Raw genomic sequence first — 16,269 nt, forward strand, 5'->3', positions numbered from 1 at the left:
CATAATGCGACCGCTTGCGATGTCATAAGCGCCTATGTGACGATCGCCACAATGAAGGACCTCGCGGGCAAGGTGGCGGTCGTAACCGGCGGGGCCGGGGGCATCGGCCGGGCCATGGGCAGGCGGTTCGGCCGAGAAGGCATGAAAGTGGTGCTCGCCGACGTCCTCACCAAACCCCTCGACGAGGCGACCCGGGCGCTCGCGGACGAGGGCGTCGACGTGGCCGGCGTGGTCACCGACGTCACCGACTACGCCTCCGTCGAATCGCTGGCCAAGGAGGCGCAATCTCGCTTCGGCGCGGTGCACGTGGTGTGCAACAACGCCGGCACCGGCGGCGTCTCCGAGGGCTACATGTGGGAGCACGACCTGGCCGACTGGCGCTGGGGGATCGACGTCAACGTGCTGGGCGTCATCCACGGCATCAAGGCGTTCGTGCCGCTCCTGCTCGAACAAGGCGAAGGGCACGTGGTCAACACCTGCTCGGGCAACGGCGGGTTCGCACCGATCGCCCGGGGGGCAATGGGCGGACCGGCCACCGCGGTCTACCCGATGACCAAGGCCGCGGTGCTCTGCCTGACCGAGAGCCTCTACACGCATCTGCAGATGACCGGAACCCGGGTGCGGGCGCACGTGCTGTTCCCCGGCGGCTTCTTGAACACCGGCATCTGGGAGTCCTGGCGACACCGGCCGGAGCGCTACGCCGCGACCCAGGAACGCCGCACACCTGACCAGACGCTAGAGAAGGTGGTGGCCCGCTTCGAGGCCGCGGGCGTGCAGGTCGCGTTCACCCCGCTCGAGACGGTCGCCGACCAGGTGGTGGACGGGATTCAAGCGGACCGGTTCTGGATGATGGGTCCGCCCACACCGGCCGATGAGGTCGTGAGCAAGAAGGCGGCATCGATCCTCGCCCGCGGCGAGCCCGACTACCTGGTCGATGTCCTCGGCCAGCATGCCAAGCACACCGAAGGAGGAACACGTTGAGCGCCAACCAGATTCGCTACGGCCCTCGCCCGCCCGAGGCGCAAGTCGACCACGAGATCGACGCCACCAAGGCGCCCATCGCCACCGAGGCGATCACCGTCACCTACCTCACCGATCCCGACATCGTCGCGGCCGTGCTGCCCAAGCCGCTGGAGCCGGCGGCCCAACCCCTGGTGCGCGTCCAGCTGCAGCGGGTCCGGATCGAGGGCATGGCGCCCTTCGGCTCGGCCGTGTTCTCGGTGACCGCCCGGCACGGCGAAGTCGAGGGCGACTACCCGCTTTTCATGCCCCAGTCCACCGAACAGTCGGTCACGGGTGGGCGCGAAACATTCGGCGAGCCAAAGAAATTGGCGCACATCGCGGTCGAGCGCGACGGTGACCGCGTCACCGCCGCCGTTGACCGGTTGGGCCACCAGCTGATCAGGGTGGACGGGCGTATCACCGGCCCGGCGAAGTTGCCGCCCGACCAGGTGAACACCGAGTTCTACTTCAAGTTCCTGCGCGCCCCCGACGGCAGCGGCATCACCGACCCACACCTGGTCTACGGCGAATATCACCGGCATTACGAGCTTTTGGAGAACATCGACGGCACGCTCGAGCTGGGGGAGTCGCCGCTCGATCCGGTGGCCGACGTCGCGGTCCGCGAGATCACGTCCATCACGTGGTGTCGGCGCCGCACCATCCAGGTGGGTCGCATCGCGGCGCGGGTGCCGCAGGAGTGGCTGCTGCCGTACGTGCACCAGCGCTACGACGACGTGGCCCTGCTGGCCGCCCCCGGGCCCGAGCCGGCGCGGGTATAGGCGCATGGACCGGTACACGGTCATCTCGGCCGACTGCCACGCCGGCGCGGACCTGCTCGACTACCGCGACTACCTGGATCCGGGCTACCGCGACGAATTCGACAGCTGGGCAAAGACATACGTCAATCCGTTCGGGGATCTCGCGGAGGCCGACGCCGAGCACAATTGGGACAGCGACCTACGCAACTCGGAGCTGGATCGCGAAGGCATCGCGGGGGAGGTCATCTTCCCTAACACCGTGCCGCCGTTCTTCCCGCACGCCAGCCTGGCCGCCCCGCCGCCGGAGACCGCCCGCGAGCTCGAGCTGCGCTGGGCCGGCTTGCGTGCGCACAATCGCTGGCTGTCCGACTTCTGTTCCCTGTCGCCCGAGCGGCGCGCCGGGGTGGGCCAGATCCTGCTGGGCGACCTCGACGAAGCCATCGCCGAGCTGACGCAGATCGCCAAGCTGGGCCTGCGCGGGGGCGTGCTGCTGCCCGGAATCGCCCCCGGGACCGGCCTTCCCCCGCTTTACGCCGAGCATTGGGAGCCGCTCTGGGCGGCGTGCGCGGACGCGGGCCTGGTGGTCAACCACCACGGCGGTAACGCGGGGCCGAGCCCGATGGATGGCTGGGGAAGCTCGCTGGCGGTGTGGGTGTACGAGACGCACTGGTGGGCGCACCGGGCGTTGTGGCACTTGATCTTCAGCGGCGCGCTGGATCGCCATCCCGACCTCACGGTCGTCTTCACCGAGCAGGGCGCCGGGTGGATACCGGCAACCCTCGACTCGCTCGATGTCGCCGCGGCCCGGTACGCGCGGGCGAGCTCGGCGATCGCCCGGTTCGCCGGACCCACCGCCGGTTCGCTGAGCCTGCGGCCCAGCGAGTACTGGTCGCGCCAGTGCTACGTCGGCGCGAGCTTCATGCGTCCGGTCGAGTGCGCCGAGCGCCACCGGATCGGCGTCGACCGCATCATGTGGGGAAGCGATTATCCGCACTACGAGGGCACCGCCCCCTACACGCGAGAAGCGTTGCGGCACACCTTCTCCCACGTCCCGGCCGAAGAGGTAGCGGCCATGCTGGGCGGGAACGCGGCGGTCGTCTACGGCTTCGACCTCGAGGCGCTCGCGCCGTTGACCGCCCGCATCGGCCCGACCGTGGCCGAGGTTGCCGAACCGCTGGCCGCCGTGCCGGCCGACGCGAGCAGCACCGTATTCGAGCCCGACCCCATCCGCACCTGGTAGCGAAAGGACGCACCATGAACCCTGATGCCCCGTACGTCATCATCTCCGCCGACACCCACGCCGAGCTCCCGACCGAGCGCTACCGCGAGTACGTCGACCCCGAATACCGGGACGACTTCGAGGCGTACCTGGCCGAGAAGACCGCGGCGGCGCAGGCCGGGGGATTCATCGACGAAGAGTTCGCCCAGGAGTGGTTCTCCGAGAACGGCGAGGGCATCGCCGGCGGATGGGACGTCGCGCTGCGGGACAGGGAGCTCGACGGCGACGGGGTGGTCGGCGAGGTGATCTTCCCCGACGCCGACGCCGTGACCGGGGTCGCCGGGGCGCCCTTCGGGGCCGGGCTGGGCCAATCGGGCGACCTCGACCCCGGGCGCGCGATGGCCGGGGCGCGCGCCCACAACCGCTGGTTGGCCGAGCTGTGCAGCCACAGCCCCGAACGGCGGGCCGGGGTCGCGGTCGTGCCGATCCTGGCGGACGTCGACGCCGCGGTCGCCGAGATCACCCGCGCGGCCGAGTCCGGGCTGCGGGGCGGGATCCTGATTCCCGCGCGCTGGGTCGGCTACCCGCCTTACCACGACCGCCGTTACGACAAGGTCTGGGCCGCGTGCCAGGACCTGCAGATGCCGGTGCACACGCACTCCGGCCCCGCGCCGCAGGAGGAGTACGGCGGCCACCTGGGGATCTACGTCACCGAGGTGCGCTGGTGGGGTGCCCGGCCGATGTGGTTCGCGCTGTGGTCGGGGGTGTTCGAGCGCTTCCCGCAGTTGCGGTGGGGCGTCACGGAGTGCGGTGCGTTTTGGGCCAACGACCTGCTCTGGCTGATGGACACCCGGTATCTGCGCGAGCACTCGGCCAAGAAGATGAGCCACCAGATGGAGGGCGACCTGACCATGCCGCCCTCGGCCTACTTCGACCGCAACTGCTTCATCGGGGCCACCACCACCGAGCGCCGGGAGCTGGCGCGCCGCTACGAGATCGGCGTGTCCAACCTGTTGTGGGGCAACGACTTTCCCCACCCGGAGGGCACGTGGCCGCACACCCGCAAGTGGCTGCATCGCTCCTTCTGGGACATTCCCATCGACGAGACCCGGCAGATGCTGGGCCTGGCCGCGGCGGAGATATACAACTTCGATCTGGGCGCCCTCGCCGGGTTGGCCGAACGCATCGGCCCCACTCCCGAGGACCTCGGTCAAGACGACGCGGTCAGCATCCCCAAGTGGGAGGCGGCCCGCCGCACCGGGCGCCACTGGCTGACGGACGCCGAGCCCATCCCCGACCTCGTGGAGAGCTGATCGCAGCGAATGCCGTTGAGTCCATGAGGTTTCGGCGCCGCGACCTTTAGGACGGCAGACAGGCTCTGTAGCATTGGCACTTTCGGTGGTGCTGATGGGTGGAGCGTGCCCCTTAAACGTGTTGACGAGTTGAAGCCCGGCGACAAGATCCGGATGAAGATCGGGCACGCCACCGTCGTGGCGACCGAGCCCCTCGACGACGACCGCACCCTGTTGACCTTCAGCTACGGCACCCAGGGCGCGGCCGACAACGCGCTGACCGTCGACGTCCTCGAGGACGACGAGTGGGGTTGGTGAGGCCGGGGGCTTGCCCGTGATGGACCGGCGTACGAACATTGCATGGGTACGGCTCGTTGAGGAGAGACGATGACGTCGACCCGCTGGAAGAGCTTCGCCGGTTTGTGTGCCGCGTCGCTCCCGCTCGCCCTGCCCGTTTCCCCCGCCGCCTTCGCCGACAATCCGTCCTGGAACGGCCAGTACGCGATCACGTTCATGGTCGGCCCCAAGGCGGGGAACAGCATGGCCGTCGGCAATCCCGAGCAGCAGCACACCGAGACCTACGGGATCCGCTCGAGCTGCAACAACGGAAAGTGCGTCGCCACGATCGTCAGCGGCCCGCCGCCCACCAACCCGACGGTTCCGCAGCCGATCCAGTTCACGTGGGATGGAAAGTCCTGGACGCAGACCAACGACTTCCAGTGGGACTGCATGATGCCCGACACCTCCATCCAGTGGAACCCGGCTCGCGCCACCGTGACTTACACGCCCCAACCCGACGGGTCGCTTAACGGCCTGATGCACACCGAGATCTTGAGCGGCGCGTGCCAGGGAACCATCGACATGGACATGAAGGCCGAGCGCGTCTGAATTGCTCAAACGCCAGACACCCCCTGGCGACCCGCATAGCCTCGATCCACCTGCATGGCTCACCCATCGCGGCCGCGCGACACGAAGGAACATCATGACGACACCAGGACTCACACGATTGGCCGCCCGCACCGTCCTCGTCGCGGGGTTAGGGATGGCCGGCATGGGACTGACCGCGGCCGTGGCCAACGCCGATCCCGCGACGCCCAGCACCCCCGGCCCCAACCCCACCGCTGCCCAGAACCCGCACTCGGAATCGGGGCTCTGTAACCAAACCGTCGTCCCGCGCGGCGCCCCGGCGCCGCCCCCGGGGTACTGCGGGTGAGGGCCGACGAATGAACTGGGCGACATTGATAACCAACGCGCTGGTACCCCTGGCGTCGGTGATCTCGAGCGCCACCGTCGCGATCTGGACGAAGCGCATCGACTTCAAGACCAAGGAGGAAGACCGCCGCCACGAACGCGTCCTCGACTTCGAGAAGCGCGCGGCCGACGACAAGAAGGCCGTGTTGAAGTCGCTGATCTCGGCGACCATCTACATCAAACGCGCGGCGCAGTACGAGGGGTCCGGCACCCCCGAGGAGATCGCCAGCCAGCGGCGCGCCGAGGCCATCCGGGAGCTTTACGACTTCCGCATGCGCCTGGGGCTCGACGACGGGGTGGCCGAGCTGATGGTCTACGCCGCGCCGCCGGTGCGCGACGCGGTCAGCCTCCTGCTCGACGAGTGGGACCGTCAATTCCGCGAGCATGGCTACTCGTTGACCCAATTGGATTCGTGCAAGCGGCAATTGGCGCAGTCCACCTCGTGTCCCGAACCGCGGGAGGACGTCACCGTGTACTACGAGGGCGAACTCAAGTGGTCCGAGCTGAGAAAGGTCGAGACGGTGTGGCTGGACCGGTTGGGCCGGGAATCCGAGCTCGACCTCGACGCACTCCTGGCGTTGTGCGACCGCACCCTGGAGGCCGCGCACAAGGACCTGCGCGGCGGGTACGGGCTCGACTGCTAATCGCTCGTCCGGCCGGACCGTTTGCTGATTATTTGGCGTTATTGCTGGGTAACCTGGCGATCATGCGTGTCGTCTACGTTGCTGTCGCGATCGCCATAGCCATCGCCTTGTTCTCGGTCGCCCCGGTGGCGGCGCCTGCCCGTGCCGACTTGAGCGGTTACGGAAATTGCGTGGGAAGCATCACCGAAATCCCGCTCTGGGAACACGACTACCAGAACGGTCAGCTCATCGGGGTGATCGAGCAGGACCTCAATTCCGGTGTTACTCCCGCGGCCGAAGGCCAGAAGGTCTCGCGGATGGGCTTCGACCCGCGCCTGGCCAATCGAATCGTGGAGTGCGTCATTCAGGAGCGCCCGTAAAGCCCTTGCCGGTCTCTCGTCGCGTGACGTCGCCGGGGCGCCCGCGGAGGTAACCTCATAGCTGGTTTTCAGGACCGGCAACAGGCTCGAGGGGCGGTGCGATGCAGCTGAAATGGCTCAGCGTTGCCGACCTGATCGGTAGGGCGGGCGGCGATCCGTGGGCGATCAACCAGAGCCTGCAGGCCGGCAGCCCGGCCCAGATCTCGAGCCTGGCCGAGGCCTTCCATGGCGCGGGCCGGCACACCGCCGAGGCCGACCACGCGTTCGAGCAAGCCCGCAAGCGCTTCGACGCCGCGTGGAACCACCAGAACGGCGACCACCCGATCAACGATTCCCAAGAAGTGCAGCGGGTGGTCAAATCCCTTGGCGCACAGTCCGAGCAGTTGCCCAAGATCGGTGCGGACCTGGAGAACATCGCCGCCGCGCTGGCCGAGGCGCAGAAGGCGGGTGCACAACGGATCGCCACGCTGGAACACGAGCTGCAGGGCCTCGACAACCTCATCGATGCCGCGGAGCACGATCTGCAGCATGGCAACCTCGACGCAAAGAGCAAGGCCTTCCTGGAGAAGTTGATCGAGGACGCGAAAGCCGACGCCGCCGACGACGTCCGGGATGCCCTGCACGACATGGAGTCCATCCGGGACGGCTACTCGGCCACGCTGCAGAACGGCCTGGGCAACCTGCGCACCGACGGGTACGACCCAAACATGATCGCGCCCGTCGACGCCGACACCCAGATCCCGCCGCCGAGCACCAAACCCGAGGACGTGAACCGCTGGTGGACATCGCTGACCCCGCAGCAGCGGCAGCGATTCCTCGCCGAGCACCCCGACCAGATCGGCAACCTCAACGGCGTCCCCATCCTGGCGCGCAATCAGGCCAACCTCACGGTGATGAACCAGGACCTCGACCGGGTGCGCGGTGTCGCCGGCCGCAACGGCGTCTCGGTGGACGACGTGCTGCGCGACCCCGCGAAATACGGTCTGTCGCCCACGGACATCACCCGCTACCAGAACGCCAACGAGACCAAGCTCGGCCTCGATCACGACGCGGGGGACCCGCTTCGTCCGAAGCCGGTCTACCTATTCGCGTACGACCCAATGGCATTCGGCGGCAAGGGCAGGGCGGCGATCGCCATCGGCAACCCGGACACCGCGAAGAACACCGCGGTGATCGTGCCCGGCACCAGCAGCAGCGTCAAGGGCGGCTGGCTGCACGACGGCCACAACGACGCGATCAACCTGTTCGAGCAGGCAAACGCCGCCGACCCGAACAACCCGACGGCGGTGATCGCGTGGATGGGCTATGACGCCCCGAACGGGTTCGACGACGTGCAGCGCATCTCCACGCCGGAACTGGCCCGCACCGGCAGCGCGGCCCTGGCGCAGGACGTCAACGGCCTGTGGGCGACACACCTGGGTGCGGGCCAGCATGTCACGGTGCTGGGCCACTCCTACGGTTCGACCACCGTCGCCGACGCGTTTGCGTTGCACGGCATGCACGCCAATGACGCTGTGCTGCTGGGCTGTCCGGGCACCGACGCGGCGCAGTCCGCGGCGCAGTTTCACCTCGACGGTGGCCATGTTTTCGTCGGGAACGCGTCCACCGACCCCGTCGGCATGCTCGGTTCCCTGGACGGCACGAGCAAGAGCGTCTTCGGGCAGAACTTCTTTGGAACCAATCCCGGCCTGGGCACGGACCCCGCCGTCGACGGGTTCGGCTCGGTGCGCTTCCGCGCCGAGGTCCCCGGCTCGAACGGCATCAACCCGCACGACCACTCGTACTACTACCACCGCGGCAGCGAAGCGCTGTACGGCATGGCCGACATCGTCTCCGGCCACGGCGACCAGCTCCAAGCCGACGGCATGACGGCCGACCACCGTTACTCGGTAGGGGGCATAAAAGTCGGAATCCCCGGCCTGCCCCCGGTCACCATCGGCCCGCACACACCGGCCGTCATTGACCCGGAGTGGGAGCGGTCGCCAGGATCTGTTACGGACAACCATGTTTTCGATGCCCAACACCACCATTAAGGAACGACGAATGTCGTTGCGCCAAGCACTGATTGCTTCGGTGTTGGTCGTCGCCGTGTGGTTAGGAGGATGCGCGACGGTGCAACACAAACCACAAGCGGGCGGATCTGGTAACCCGTATGAGGATACGGCCCACCCCATGAGTGACGAGCAGACCAAGGCTCAGGTGATCGAGCCGGCGCGACAGATCGTCGCCGCCGCCAAGCTGGACGGGGTCAGCGGGGCGTTCTCTTACGCTTCCTGCAACGACCAGGGAGACCCGCCGTTTCAGGGCACCGTCACGCTCAGCTTCCTGATCCACGGCGACCCCGACGCCTATTTTCAGCAAGTCCGGACGGCGATGACCTCGAACGGCTGGAGCGACGGGCCGCCGGCCGGCCAGCACCTGCACGGCGCCGCGCTCAATAAGGACGGCGTGGTCGCGACTATCAGTTACCAGCCGTCCGACCACGCTTACGGGCAGATCATCCTCGACGGCCAATGCCGAAACATCGGCAACCACAAGGGCGAAGGCCAGTGGACCAACATCAACGATCAGTTGAGTGGGCGGTAAGGCTTAGGTTGGCTGAGGTGTCGCCTAGCTCGGGCATGGCGGGTGATAAACAGGCGCGCGGCAGTACTGGCTCTCGAAGTCATTACTGCTTTCGCCGTTCGATATGTGCCTTGGCCGGCCTGCCGTCGGGGTACATCAGATATCTCTTTGTGCCAGTTGTGCCCGGCTCCCAAAATGCCATTTAGCCGCTGAATTAGGCTGGCTCCCAGCGCCAGCCGTTGTTATTCGTGCACACTATGTTCCTGCCGTCGCCGGCTATCCCAGATGCTCCGTGGTCGCTTTTGCGACAGAACTCCCCGGGCTCGTAGCAGTTGCCACTGTTGGTTTGTGGATAGCAGCCTGACGGACTGAGCGGAATCAGTCGGCCTGCATGGGCGATGCCACTGCCGAGCCCAAGCGCGACGGCGGTCGCGGCTACGGCGAAAGCTACACGGAACAACATGTCCTCCCAGACTTCCTAGCGGAGTTGTGATGTTGACGTGGCCCGCAACGCCGATGGGAGCTTATGCGACGGCTGCGTTAGTTAAGGCGGGTTTGTAGAAACTCTTAGCGACTTCAGTGGTCGACCCGCGAGCGTGGGCGCTGCGCCGGTGGTGCCACATATCTATGCGGCTTGGAAGGCGCCGCGGGAGACACTTTTGCATGCTTATTGCATGCCACTGATGAGTAGTTCTAGATACCGTACCTGAGCTGCAAAAACTCTGGTGCGCGATACTGGGATTGAACCAGTGACCTCTTCCGTGTCAGGGAAGCGCTCTCCCGCTGAGCTAATCGCGCCGGGAACACAAGCTGGAGGTGGAGACGGGAATCGAACCCGTGTGCACGGCTTTGCAGGCCGTTGCCTCACCACTCGGCCACTCCACCGCTGGGATTGATGCCACTTGCACCTTCGAGCGGATGACGGGATTCGAACCCGCGACCCTCACCTTGGCAAGGTGATGCGCTACCAACTGCGCTACATCCGCGCGCCTCGGACGAGATCGTCGCCCGGTGCGAAGCACGACGATAGTCCACGTGAGCGGGCACATACAAATTTCTCCGTACGAGCCGCGTCCAGGCTAACGCAGCGTCCTGACGGCGCATACGGGCCGGTATTGTCGAGGCGAGGCTCGTGCTAATCTTCGACGTCGTTCGCCTCTCGGCGCCGGTCCCGTGGCTCAGTGGGAGAGCGTCCGCTTCACACGCGGAAGGTCGCTGGTTCGATCCCAGCCGGGACCACCACTTCGTGGCAGCCAAGCCGCCCCGAACGCCCGAAACTTCCGGCATCGCCCCAGGTCAATCCGCGCTATGGTGACACGACCGGGGGGCCCTCTCTACTCGCGAGGACAGGTCGATGGCCGACGTGGACGCAGCGGCGATCCAGCAGGATCTGATCGCCGGCATTGGCACGGAACTCGACTTCGACGACGTCACCGAGATCGGCCGCGGCGGATTCGGGGTCGTCTACCGTTGCGCTCAGCCTGAGCTCGACCGCCTGGTGGCGGTCAAGGTGCTCACCAACGACCTCGACCCCGAGAATCTCGACCGCTTCCTGCGCGAGCAGCGCGCGATGGGCCGGCTCTCCGGGCACCCGCACATCGTCACCGTGCTGCAGGCCGGCACCACCCGCAGCGGCCGGCCGTTCATCGTGATGCCGTACCACGACCGGGGCTCGCTGTGGGGCCTGGTCAGCGGCCGGGGCCCCCTGCCGTGGCCCGAAGTGCTCAGCATCGGCGTCAAGCTCGCCGGCGCGCTGGAAGCCGCGCACCGTTCCGGCATCCTGCACCGCGACGTGAAACCGGGCAACGTCCTGCTGACCGACTACGGTGAGCCGCAGCTGACCGACTTCGGCCTGGCGCGCATCGCCGGCGGGTTCGAGACCCGCGCCGGGGTCGTCATGGGCTCACCGGCGTTCATCGCCCCGGAACTCCTCGAAGGCGCCACGCCGACAACCGGTTCCGACGTCTACTCGCTGGCCGCGACGCTGTTCTGCGCGCTGACCGGACACCCGCCGATGGGCCGGTCGGTCCACGAAATGCTGACCGAGCGGGGCGTGCCCGACGACGTCATCGCCGTGATCGAAACCGGCATGACCCGCGATCCCACCCGCCGGCCGGTCTTTGCGCTCGACTACGGGGAGCAGCTGCGCGAGGCGCAACGCCGGCGCCGGACCTCCGTCGACAGCATGGTCGTGCCGGTCGACGCCGCGGGATCGACGGTCCCGGCGGCCGCGTATCGCGCTCCGGAAACCACGCCGCCCGCGCCGGCGACCAAATTCCGTCCCCCCGCGTCCACTCGGGCGCTCGTCGCGCGCGACCGGTTGATGGCGCTGCTGCGCGCGGCCGGGCGCCGGCGGCTGATCCTCCTGCACGCGCCGTCGGGATACGGCAAGACCACCCTGGTGGCCCAGTGGCGCGCCGAACTGACCGCCGCCGGCGTGACGGTGGCCTGGCTGACGGTCGACGACGACGACAACAACGTGGTGTGGTTCCTCGCCCACCTGCTCGCCGCGATCCGGCGGGTGCGCCCCGCCCTCGCCGAACCGCTGGAGCAGATGCTCGAACAGCGCGGCGACGAGGCCACCCGCTACGTGCTGACCTCACTGATCGACGCGATCGACGACCTCGGCGAACCCATCACCCTGGTGGTCGACGACTGGCAGCGGGTGTCGGACCCGCAAGCGATTGACGCCCTGCGCTTCCTGATCGAGAACGCGGGCGATCACCTGCAGGTCGTGGTGACCAGCTGGTCACGCCCCGCCGTGACGTTGAGCAAGCTGCGGGTCCGCGACGAGCTGGTCGAAATCGATTGCGAGAAGCTGCGTTTCGATGCCGACGAGGCGCGGTCCCTGCTCAACGACGTCGCCGGGCTGCAGCTGCCCGGCGAGGACGTGGAGGCGCTGACCGCGTCGACGGACGGCTGGGTCGCCGCCCTGCAACTGGCGACGCTGTCCCTGCGCGGCGGCGGCGACGCGGGCGACCTGGTGAGCCGCATGTCCGGCGACGACGAGGCTGTCGAGGAGTTCCTCGCCGAGAACGTCCTGGACACCCTGGAGCCCGAGCTCGTCGAGTTCATGATGGCGACCTCGATCACCGAACGGATCTGCGGGGAGCTGGCGTCGGTGCTGGCCGAAGTCGGTGGGGGCCACGCCATTCTCGAGGACATCGAGCGGCGCGGCCTGTTCCTGCGGCGCATCGACCATGCGCCGCAATGGTTTCGCTACCACCAGATGTTCGCCGGGTTCCTGCGACGCCGCCTCGAGCGCGAGGAACCCGGAAGCCTGGCCGAGCTGCACCACACGGCCTCGGAGTGGTTCGCCGAGCACGACCTCATCAACGAGGCCGTCGACCACGCGCTGGCCGCGGGGGAGGCCGCGCACGCGGTCGACCTGGTCGAGCGCCTGGAGACCAGGGCGCTGATCAACCAGTCGCGCATGACGACGTTTCTGGGCCTGGTCGAGAAGCTGCCGCCCAGCCTCGTGACATCCCGGCCGCTGCTGCAGCTCGCATCGGCGTGGGCCAACATCCTGCTGCACCGTAGCGAGGCCACCGAGGCCGCGCTGCGGCGCTTCGCCGCCGCGCTGGCCAAGGCCGACCTGCCCGAGGAGAGGCGCGCCGACCTGGCGCTGGAAGCCAGCGTGGTGGGGGCGGTGGCCGAGATCTACGCCGACCGGACCGAGGGGCTCGAGGAGCGGCTGGCCGACGTCGTGTCCAGCGCGGACCAGCTGCGTCCCGTGCTGCCGCAGGCCGCCGCCACCGCCCTGGCGTTCGCGGCGATCTACCGCTTCGATCTGCCCGCCGCGCAACGACTCCTGGAGTGGGCGGAGCCCTTCAACGAACAGGTCGGCGCGGTGGGCGCCGTGTACGCGTGCTGCTGGGCCGGTATCGTCGCCCGCCAGCAGCTCGACATCGGCCTGGCGTTGCGCAAGTTCCGCGAGGGGTTCGAGATCGGCTCGGCGGTGGGCCCGCACTCCTACGCGGCGCGCATCGCCGGCGCGGCCATCGGCGAAATGCTCTACGAGACGGGCGAATTGGACGAGGCCGCCGAGCTGCTGGAGGAAAGCTACCACCTGGGTCCGGAAGGCGGCGGGGTCGACTATCTGGCGGCCCGCTACGTCGTCGGCGCCAAAGTCAAAGCCGCACAGGGTGATCGCGAGGAGGCGGTCGGCCGCCTCGACGCCGGGATGGCGGTGGCCGAGAAGCTGCGGCTGCCGCGCCTGGCGGCCGCGATCAACCACGAGCGGGTCCGGCTGGAGTTCAAACTCGATCCCGCGGAGGCCGACCGGCTGCGGGCGACGGGTGAGGTGCCCCGCGACGGCGACGGGATCGCCACCGTCACCGCCGAGCTCGACGCGGCCTCCGGCATCCGGCTGCTCGCCCGAAGCCGCGCCCGCGACGACCGCGACCGGGCCTGCCGCAACGCCGCCGCGCTGCTGGCCGGCATCGATCCGGCCGCCCGGCCGCTGGCGAACCTGCAGGCCCGCCTGCTGCTGGTCGAAACCCTCACGGCCGTCGGGCGCGCCGACGACGCGCGCGAGGACCTGACGCTGGTGCGCGACCTGTGCGCCCGACACGGATTGCCGCGGCTGCTCATCGACGCCGGCCTCGGTTAACGACGACACGAAAGGACGGTGGCCGTGGTAGGCAACCAAGAAGGCATCGGTATCCTGAAACTCGAATGCCCGCAAGGACATCCCGTCGGCAGGCTGCTCAAGGACACCCCGCACCAGGCGGTCGCCTTCGACCCCGGCGCCCAGGTGGGACCCCGCCGGTTCTGGCCCGACGAAGACGACCAACCCAGGTTCACCGTCAACTGCCGGTTCTGCGACAAGCCGGTGGCCGAGGCCACGACCGCGCTGCGGGACAAGCTCGCAACCCTGCTCGACGACGCATCGGCGGGCAGCGCGACGGCCACGCTGGCGTACGTGTAGATCGGCGCGGCTACTGTAAGAGCGACAGTAGCGACCGACGTGAGAGGAATCCCGTGGCCGAGACCCCGCACGACAGCCCCCGCCCGCCCGAGGGGGATTGGCTGGGCACGCCCTACCTGACCTTCGAGCGTCAGGGGTCGATCGCGGTGTGCACCATCGACCGTCCGGAGGCGCGCAACGCCCTGACCCCCGCGATGTACTTCGGAATCCGTTACGCCGTGGGACGTCTCAACGAGGACCCCGAGCTGGCCGGGCTGTTGATCACCGGGACGGGCGACGTGTTCGCGCCGGGCGGCGACATGGGCGGCGGGGGAGCGACCGACAACTGGATCACCTTCGGCGGCGCGCTGGGCATGGATGTCACGCCCTTCGACACGGTGCGCACCTCGGCCAAACCCATCGTCTCCGCGGTCAACGGCCTGTGCCAGGGCGGCGGGTTCCAGATCGCGCTGTGCAGCGACCTGTCGGTGGTCAGCGAGCGCGCCACCTTCCGCGTGCCCGAGCTGTTCCGCGGCTACGCCGACACCTACTACAGCCAGATGCTGGCCCGGGTCATCGGGCCGGTGCGCACCCGCGACCTGATGTTCACCGGGCGGGTGCTCACCGCCGCCGAAGCCCTGGACTGGGGCCTGGTCACCCGGGTGGTGCCGCACGAGGCCCTGCTCGACACCGCGAAAGAGCTTCTCGCACAGTGCTGTCGCACCGCCCCGCGCGCCCGCGGCGTGATCAAGTCCAGCATCGACAGCTACCTGGGTCTCTACGACCGCATCGGCATGGTCAGCAGCCTCAGCGACGCCGAGGCGCGCGAGGGCTTCCGCGCGTTCAAGGAGCGCCGCTCGCCCGACTGGGTGCACCCCGACCTGCGGGCCGAGGGGCGGCTATAGGTCGATCCACTCCCCGTGGGCGGCGACCCGCAACCGGTCGCCGATCCCGGCCTGATCGAACGCCGCCGCGAATTCGTCGACGCCCTCGCTGAAGTGGGCCCAGCCGTCGACATGGGCGGGTATGACGACGCGGGCGCCCAGGACCTCGGCGGCGGCGGCCGCGCGCGCCGAGGTCAGCGTCAGCGGTCGTCCGCGCTCCTTGGTCGGCACGCTGGCCGCGCCCGCGAACAGCACCGCGACGTCGACGACGCCGACGCGCTCGGACACTTCCTTGACCGCCGCGATCGAGGCGTTGTCGCCGCTGAGGTACACGGTGGGCAGGCCGGGCCCGGACAGCACGAAGCCGGCCACCTCGCAGTTGACATGGCCGCTCTCGTCGCGCTGCCCGTCCGCCGGGCCGTGCACCGCCGGAACCGCTTGCACCACAAGCGATTCGGATAGCTTGTAGGTCTGCCAGGGCGCGACGCCCACCGCGGGCGGTCCCAGCCGGGCGGCGCCGCCCGGGTGGGTGAGCACCAGCGGCGCGGCCAGGGCCATCGCGCGACCCTCGTCGTCGAGGTTGTCGGGGTGCTGGTCGTGGCTGATCAACACCGCGTCCACGGCTCCGAGCGCTTCGGCGCGCACCGCCGGGCCGGTGAGCTTGGTCAGGTACGCGTGCACACCGGGCGGGTCGAACGTCGGGTCCATCACGATCCGCTGACCCGCGATGTCGACCACCGTGGTGGGGCCGCCCAGCACACTGATCGCGCGGTCGCGCCGCCGCGCGTCGACCACCGCGCTCATATGCCCCGGGCCCGGTCGCGCCAATACGGTGCGCGCAGTTCGGCTTTCAAGATTTTTCCGCTCGCGTTGCGGGGCAGCGTTTCCAGGAAGTCGACGGTTCGCGGGCACTTGTAGCCGGCCAGGTGCCGGCGGCAGAACGCGATGACGTCGTCCGCGTCGACCTCACCGTCGGGCACCACGATCGCCTTGACCGATTCGCCCCAGAAGTCGTCGGGCACACCGATCACCGCCGCGTCGGCGATGCCGGGATGCTCGATGAGCACGCTTTCCACCTCGGGCCCGTACACGTTCTCCCCGCCGGTGATGATCATGTCCTTGAGGCGGTCCTCGATGTAGACGTAGCCGTCGGCGTCCAGCCGGCCGACGTCACCGGTGCGCACCCAGTCGTCGTCGGTGATGGTCTCGGCGGTCGCCTCCGGCCGGTTGAGGTAGCCGCTCATGTTCTGGTTGCTGCGCACCCAGATCTCGCCGGGCTCCCCGGCCGGCACCTCGGCACCCGTCTCGGGATCGACCACGCGAATCTCGGTGCCCAGCACCGCCTTTCCGGCCGCCAGCTGCAGGTGCGGGCGGGCGGAATCGCGG

General features: G+C 68.6%; 16 protein-coding genes and 4 tRNA genes. 15 read left to right on the forward strand and 5 right to left on the reverse strand.

Features of this window, described 5'->3' with window-relative positions:
* Window positions 1-51: 51 nt before the first annotated feature.
* The 11 genes from WU80_RS15550 to WU80_RS15590 all read left to right on the forward strand — a co-directional run bounded on the left by WU80_RS15550 (window position 52) and on the right by WU80_RS15590 (window position 9,111).
* Entirely contained in the window at window positions 52-981 is a 930-nt protein-coding gene (locus tag WU80_RS15550) for an SDR family NAD(P)-dependent oxidoreductase (protein ID WP_055403597.1), read from the forward strand.
* The gene (locus tag WU80_RS15555) at window positions 978-1,781 is read left to right on the forward strand and encodes an acetoacetate decarboxylase family protein (protein ID WP_055403598.1); all 804 of its coding nucleotides are present in this window, start codon (window positions 978-980) and stop codon (window positions 1,779-1,781) included. The genes WU80_RS15550 and WU80_RS15555 overlap by 4 nt, the downstream gene beginning before the upstream one ends.
* A gap of 4 nt (window positions 1,782-1,785) precedes the next feature.
* Window positions 1,786-3,000 carry an amidohydrolase family protein gene (locus WU80_RS15560; RefSeq protein ID WP_055403599.1) on the forward strand — a complete coding sequence of 405 codons (1,215 nt, stop codon included), beginning with the start codon at window positions 1,786-1,788 and terminating at the stop codon, window positions 2,998-3,000.
* Window positions 3,001-3,014: 14 nt separating this feature from the next.
* Entirely contained in the window at window positions 3,015-4,292 is a 1,278-nt protein-coding gene (locus WU80_RS15565) for an amidohydrolase family protein (protein ID WP_055403600.1), read from the forward strand.
* 105 nt (window positions 4,293-4,397) lie between these two features.
* Window positions 4,398-4,589, forward strand: a complete 192-nt coding sequence (locus WU80_RS25870; protein WP_156349575.1) for a hypothetical protein — start codon at window positions 4,398-4,400, stop codon at window positions 4,587-4,589.
* Between the two features lie 69 nt (window positions 4,590-4,658).
* Complete coding sequence (locus tag WU80_RS15570) at window positions 4,659-5,159, forward strand: hypothetical protein (protein ID WP_055403601.1); 501 nt, start codon at window positions 4,659-4,661, stop codon at window positions 5,157-5,159.
* A 94-nt stretch (window positions 5,160-5,253) separates the two neighbouring features.
* Window positions 5,254-5,484: a hypothetical protein gene (locus tag WU80_RS25875; protein ID WP_156349576.1), complete on the forward strand. Its 231-nt coding sequence runs from the start codon at window positions 5,254-5,256 to the stop codon at window positions 5,482-5,484.
* A gap of 10 nt (window positions 5,485-5,494) precedes the next feature.
* Window positions 5,495-6,166: a hypothetical protein gene (locus WU80_RS15575; protein WP_055403602.1), complete on the forward strand. Its 672-nt coding sequence runs from the start codon at window positions 5,495-5,497 to the stop codon at window positions 6,164-6,166.
* A gap of 62 nt (window positions 6,167-6,228) precedes the next feature.
* Window positions 6,229-6,525: a hypothetical protein gene (locus WU80_RS15580; protein ID WP_156349577.1), complete on the forward strand. Its 297-nt coding sequence runs from the start codon at window positions 6,229-6,231 to the stop codon at window positions 6,523-6,525.
* Window positions 6,526-6,626: 101 nt separating this feature from the next.
* Window positions 6,627-8,558: an alpha/beta hydrolase gene (locus tag WU80_RS15585; RefSeq protein ID WP_055403604.1), complete on the forward strand. Its 1,932-nt coding sequence runs from the start codon at window positions 6,627-6,629 to the stop codon at window positions 8,556-8,558.
* A complete protein-coding gene (locus WU80_RS15590) occupies window positions 8,539-9,111 on the forward strand; it encodes a hypothetical protein (RefSeq protein ID WP_055403605.1) in 573 nt (190 codons plus the stop codon). Before WU80_RS15585 ends, WU80_RS15590 begins: the two co-directional genes overlap by 20 nt.
* A gap of 702 nt (window positions 9,112-9,813) precedes the next feature.
* Here the strand turns inward: WU80_RS15590 and WU80_RS15595 are convergent.
* From WU80_RS15595 to WU80_RS15605, 3 genes are all read right to left on the reverse strand, one after another.
* Window positions 9,814-9,888: transfer RNA gene (locus WU80_RS15595), tRNA-Val, on the reverse strand.
* Window positions 9,889-9,901: 13 nt separating this feature from the next.
* Window positions 9,902-9,975, reverse strand: a tRNA-Cys gene (locus WU80_RS15600).
* A gap of 28 nt (window positions 9,976-10,003) precedes the next feature.
* A tRNA-Gly gene (locus WU80_RS15605) sits at window positions 10,004-10,076 on the reverse strand.
* A gap of 181 nt (window positions 10,077-10,257) precedes the next feature.
* On the opposite strand from WU80_RS15605, the gene WU80_RS15610 reads away from it, so the two are divergent.
* From WU80_RS15610 to WU80_RS15625, 4 genes are all read left to right on the forward strand, one after another.
* Window positions 10,258-10,332: transfer RNA gene (locus tag WU80_RS15610), tRNA-Val, on the forward strand.
* A gap of 112 nt (window positions 10,333-10,444) precedes the next feature.
* Complete coding sequence (locus WU80_RS15615) at window positions 10,445-13,702, forward strand: serine/threonine-protein kinase (protein WP_055403606.1); 3,258 nt, start codon at window positions 10,445-10,447, stop codon at window positions 13,700-13,702.
* A gap of 24 nt (window positions 13,703-13,726) precedes the next feature.
* The gene (locus WU80_RS15620; RefSeq protein ID WP_055403612.1) at window positions 13,727-14,020 is read left to right on the forward strand and encodes a hypothetical protein; all 294 of its coding nucleotides are present in this window, start codon (window positions 13,727-13,729) and stop codon (window positions 14,018-14,020) included.
* Between the two features lie 53 nt (window positions 14,021-14,073).
* A complete protein-coding gene (locus WU80_RS15625) occupies window positions 14,074-14,904 on the forward strand; it encodes an enoyl-CoA hydratase/isomerase family protein (RefSeq protein WP_055403607.1) in 831 nt (276 codons plus the stop codon).
* Here WU80_RS15625 and WU80_RS15630 read toward each other — a convergent pair.
* Window positions 14,899-15,687 carry an MBL fold metallo-hydrolase gene (locus WU80_RS15630; RefSeq protein ID WP_055403608.1) on the reverse strand — a complete coding sequence of 263 codons (789 nt, stop codon included), beginning with the start codon at window positions 15,685-15,687 and terminating at the stop codon, window positions 14,899-14,901. The two genes, WU80_RS15625 and WU80_RS15630, sit on opposite strands and share 6 nt — an antisense overlap.
* On the reverse strand, window positions 15,684-16,269 hold a 586-nt coding region (locus WU80_RS15635), incomplete at its 5' end, for an AMP-binding protein (protein WP_156371794.1). The genes WU80_RS15635 and WU80_RS15630, both read right to left, overlap by 4 nt.

Origin of the sequence: Mycobacterium sp. UM_11 (assembly GCF_001414075.1) — a bacterium.
Lineage (GTDB): Bacteria > Actinomycetota > Actinomycetes > Mycobacteriales > Mycobacteriaceae > Mycobacterium.

What these genes read in the sequence shown, in the direction of transcription:
- WU80_RS15630 (WP_055403608.1), bottom strand. Translation starts at nt 15,687, where the DNA reads ATGAGCGCGGTGGTCGACGCGCGGCGGCGCGACCGCGCGATCAGTGTG.
- WU80_RS15580 (WP_156349577.1), top strand. Translation starts at nt 6,229, where the DNA reads ATGCGTGTCGTCTACGTTGCTGTCGCGATCGCCATAGCCATCGCCTTG.
- WU80_RS15560 (WP_055403599.1), top strand. Translation starts at nt 1,786, where the DNA reads ATGGACCGGTACACGGTCATCTCGGCCGACTGCCACGCCGGCGCGGAC.
- WU80_RS15575 (WP_055403602.1), top strand. Translation starts at nt 5,495, where the DNA reads ATGAACTGGGCGACATTGATAACCAACGCGCTGGTACCCCTGGCGTCG.
- WU80_RS15590 (WP_055403605.1), top strand. Translation starts at nt 8,539, where the DNA reads ATGCCCAACACCACCATTAAGGAACGACGAATGTCGTTGCGCCAAGCA.
- WU80_RS15585 (WP_055403604.1), top strand. Translation starts at nt 6,627, where the DNA reads ATGCAGCTGAAATGGCTCAGCGTTGCCGACCTGATCGGTAGGGCGGGC.
- WU80_RS15615 (WP_055403606.1), top strand. Translation starts at nt 10,445, where the DNA reads ATGGCCGACGTGGACGCAGCGGCGATCCAGCAGGATCTGATCGCCGGC.
- WU80_RS15550 (WP_055403597.1), top strand. Translation starts at nt 52, where the DNA reads ATGAAGGACCTCGCGGGCAAGGTGGCGGTCGTAACCGGCGGGGCCGGG.
- WU80_RS25875 (WP_156349576.1), top strand. Translation starts at nt 5,254, where the DNA reads ATGACGACACCAGGACTCACACGATTGGCCGCCCGCACCGTCCTCGTC.
- WU80_RS15565 (WP_055403600.1), top strand. Translation starts at nt 3,015, where the DNA reads ATGAACCCTGATGCCCCGTACGTCATCATCTCCGCCGACACCCACGCC.
- WU80_RS15570 (WP_055403601.1), top strand. Translation starts at nt 4,659, where the DNA reads ATGACGTCGACCCGCTGGAAGAGCTTCGCCGGTTTGTGTGCCGCGTCG.